This is a genomic window from Enterovirga sp. CN4-39 (assembly GCF_049446235.1).
In the GTDB taxonomy this organism is placed as follows: domain Bacteria; phylum Pseudomonadota; class Alphaproteobacteria; order Rhizobiales; family Beijerinckiaceae; genus Enterovirga.
On the sequence record NZ_JBMSEF010000052.1, the window covers coordinates 1 to 3,643 of the forward strand.

Sequence of the window (3,643 nt, forward strand, 5' to 3'; positions counted from 1 at the left end):
CTCCACCGGGCTTCGCCCGGTCCCCCTCCCCCGCAGGCGGGGGAGGATCCCAGCCCGAACGGACACGGCCCGCGTGAGCGGGCCGTGGTGTCGAGAAGCGGATCGAGGTCCCCGGGACGGGCCCGGGGATGACGCCTGGCCGAAGGCCAGGGTCAGTTCTGCAGGAAGGCTGCGTCCGGGTCGTCCGGCTCGATCGCGCCGCGGCGGGCGAGGGCGACGGAGAAGTTGCCGAGCCCGTCCTTGTTGTAGATGTCGTCGCGGAACTGGACGAGGCCGTCCGGCGCCGCCCAGGAGGTGATGTAGACCCAGTAGACCGGGACGGGCTGCGCGAGCGTCGCGTCCGTGCGCGAGCCGGCCTCGAACACCTCCTCGATGCGGTGGCGGTCCCAGCCGTTGGTGTCCTTGAGGAGCCAGGTGATGTAGTCGCGCACGTTCTGCACGCGCACGCAGCCGGAGGAGACGAAGCGGAAATCGTCGCCGAAGATGCCCTTGGACGGCGTGTCGTGCATGTAGACGCCGTGCGGGTTCGGGATGTTGATGCGCACGAAGCCCATCGAGTTGAGGTCGCCGCCCGGATCCTGCCGGAACATGTAGCGGGTCGCCTCGTCCGAGCGCCAGTTGATGGTCTCGGGCCGAACCTCCTGCCCCTCGCGGTTGAACACGCGGATGCGGTTCTCCGTCAGGTAGGTGGGGTTCTTCTGCATCATCGGGATGAGGTCCTTGCGGACCACGGAGGCGGGCGCCGTCCAGAACGGGTTGAAGTTCACCTGCGTGATCTTCGCGTTCATGATGGGCGATTGCCGGTCGATCTTGCCGACGCCGGCGGCGTGGCGGCTGACGACGCGGCCGTCCTCGACCGTCTCCACGAGCGCGGCCGGGATGTTCATGATGACGTAGCGCTGGCCGAGATTGCCCGCATAGGAGCGCAGGCGGACGACGTTCAGCTCGAGCTGCTTCAGGCGCGTCTCGGCCGGGACGTTCATGGAGGCGACGGTCGCCTCGTTGAGGATGCCGGTGGCGTTGAGGCCGTGCCGCGCCTGGAAGCGCTTCACGCCCGCCTCGACATAGGAATCGAAGATCGGCGAGGCGCCGGCCGCCGGGTCGAGGTCGCCCTCGACGATGAGGCGCTGGCGCAGGGCGAGGACGGCCGGGCTCTTGGAGCCGACGCGCAGGCCGGCGGGCGCGGCGAGGCGCTCCCAGCCGCCGCGATTCACGATCTCGCGGTAGCGGGCGGCGGCCTCCTCCGTGCCGGCGACGGCCTGGGGCGAGAGAATCGGCGTGGTGGAGCGCGGGACCCGGACGCGATTGGCGCCATCATAGTTCTGGGCCCACTCGGCCTGATCACTGGCGGCGGCGCCCAGGCCACTCGCGGAGACGAGCGCAATGGCGGCGGAGGTCGACAGGAAGTGACGGCGTGACAGCATTCGGCCCTGCTCTCGGAAGCTGGTGGCGGCGTGAGCACAGCGGCCCAGGCGCGATGCACACCATCACTGCCCAAGCCGCGGTTAAAGAAGCCTGAGCAGTCCGGCTACAATGTGGCGGTGCGACAACGCACACCGCCCGCATTGGGCAAGGGCCCCCGCCGTCAGAAGCGCCAGAGCAGGTTGCCGCGCACGCTGTTGTCGTAGGCGCGCGCTCCAGCCTGTCCGGCATAGGAGACGCCCAGCGTCAGGTCGCGCGTGATGCGCCAGTCGAGCCCCGCCTCGGCGACCACCGCATGGCGGTCGATCGGCGCGCCCGCGACCCCGAAGGTCGTCGCGCTGCCCGCGAAGGCGAGCAGAGCGGCCGGCGTGACGTCGCCGAAGGCATGGCGATAGCCGAGGAGCGCGTGCACGCGGAACGGCGAATCGGCCGAGAGAGCCGCCTCCGCGCGCAGGCCCGTCGTCAGCACGCCGACATCGTAGCTGCGGCCGAACACGGTCGTCGCGCCCGCCCCGCCCGTCTCCGTGTAGCGGTCGCGCGTGATGAACAGGCCGGCGATCCCGGCGAAGGGCTCGAGCGTGACGAGCCCGACCGGCACGCGATAGCCCGCCTCGCCGAAGACCTGGCCGACCGTCCCGCCGAACTTCCCCTGCGCCGAGCCGGAAAAGCCCGGGAAGGCGATGGCGCGGCGCGTATCGGCCCAGGTCCCGCCGAAGACGCCGCCGACCCGCAGGTTCAGCGCGCCGAGCGACGTGCCGGCATAGAGCGCGCCGAAGCCGCTCCCGATCTCGCCCGAGGAGCCGCGGCTGCGCACGTCGATGCTCGTCGTGGTGTAGCCGCCCGCGAGGCCGAACCGGGTCACGCCGTCCAGCGTCGCGTCCGCGCCGACCACGAAGCCCGCCGTCTCGCGCGAGAGCCGCCCGGCATTGCCGTTCGAGGCCGTCGCCCCGAAGGAGCCGAAACCCTGGCCCCAGAGCGCGAAGACGCGCGGATCCAGCGTCATCACCGGCACGGCGGCGAGTTCCGGCCGGCGCCCGCCCGGCAGGTCGGCCGCGAAGGCGGCCTGCACGCTCGCCCCGACGCCGAAAGGCGCCGCCGGAGCGGTTCCGCGCAGCCGGCCGAGGATCGCCTCGCGCACGATCCCGGCAACCTCGAAGCTCGCGGTCACGGCCGAGCCCGCGATCTCGTTCGACAGCCGATCGAAGGCGAGCCGCGCCTCCGGGGCGGAGCGGGAGAGCACCGCATCGTAGACGGGATTTCCGGCGCCGAGCGCCTGCGCGGCGACGGCCGTGCTGAACTGGTTCGGCGTCTCCGCGACGGAGGAGAACGGAAGGGGGTTCCGGAGAACCAGATAGGCCCTGTTGCTGTCGTATTCGAGCGAGGGAACCAGGAACGCGAGGTTGGAGGAGACCCCCGAGAACTGCCCGCTCAGGCCCGAGGCGGCGGTGAGGATGGTGTAGCGGGTGCTGGCCGCATAATTGCCGTCCGAGGCGAGCGCCTGCACGCTCCCGCCGGCCAGGGTCGCCGTCCCGGTCGCCGCGATGCTGTCGCCCTGGCCGGCCGCGTTCACCTCGACCTGGTAGGTCGAGCCGGCTGCGAAGCCGATATTTCCCGCCACGATCATCGTTCCGATCGAGTTGCCGGGAGCGAGGATGCCGCCGCTCCCGACCGTCAACCCTCCGACGATGCCCGTGCCGCCCAGCTTGCCGCCTGCCCCGACGGTTACGTGCGAGTTCGCGATGACGCCGTTCACGGCCAGCGTTCCGGACGTGATCGTGGTCGCGCCCGTATAGGTCGACGTGCCGGTCAGGGTCAGCGTGCCCGCGCCCTGCTTCGTCAGGCTTCCCGTCCCGGAAATCGGGTTTGCCAGGGTCCCGGCACTCGCCTGGTCGAGCACGAGCGCGGCGTCGTTCGTGATCGCGCCCGTCCCGAAGCTCGTCGCCGAGCCGACCAGCGTGCCGGCCGCGACAGCGGTACCGCCCGAATAGGTATTCGCGCCGGTCAGGGTCAGCGTGCCCGCGCCCTGCTTCGCCACGCTCCCCGCTCCGGAGATCGTGTTCGCCAGGGTCCCGGCGCTCGCCTGGTCGAGCACGAGGGCTGCGTCGGTCGTAATCGCCCCCGTCCCGAAGCTCGTCACAGAACCCACGAGCGTGCCGGCCGCGACCGGCGTGCCGCCCGAATAGGTATTCGTGCCGGGCAGGGTCAGCGTGCCGGCTCCCTG

Annotated in this window: 2 protein-coding genes; both read right to left on the minus strand. The window is 71.3% G+C overall.

The window, feature by feature from the left end; all coding sequences use genetic code 11:
* Positions 1–152 precede the first annotated feature (152 nt).
* Positions 153–1,424, minus strand: coding sequence for a L,D-transpeptidase family protein (locus ACO2SS_RS28700; RefSeq protein WP_423281284.1), 1,272 nt, complete (start codon positions 1,422–1,424; stop codon positions 153–155).
* 161 nt (positions 1,425–1,585) lie between these two features.
* Positions 1,586–3,643: autotransporter outer membrane beta-barrel domain-containing protein (locus tag ACO2SS_RS28705; RefSeq protein ID WP_423281285.1), on the minus strand; the 2,058-nt coding region annotated here is incomplete at its 5' end.

Excerpts from the sequence above, each read along its gene's own strand:
- ACO2SS_RS28700 (WP_423281284.1), bottom strand. The coding sequence starts at position 1,424 with ATGCTGTCACGCCGTCACTTCCTGTCGACCTCCGCCGCCATTGCGCTC.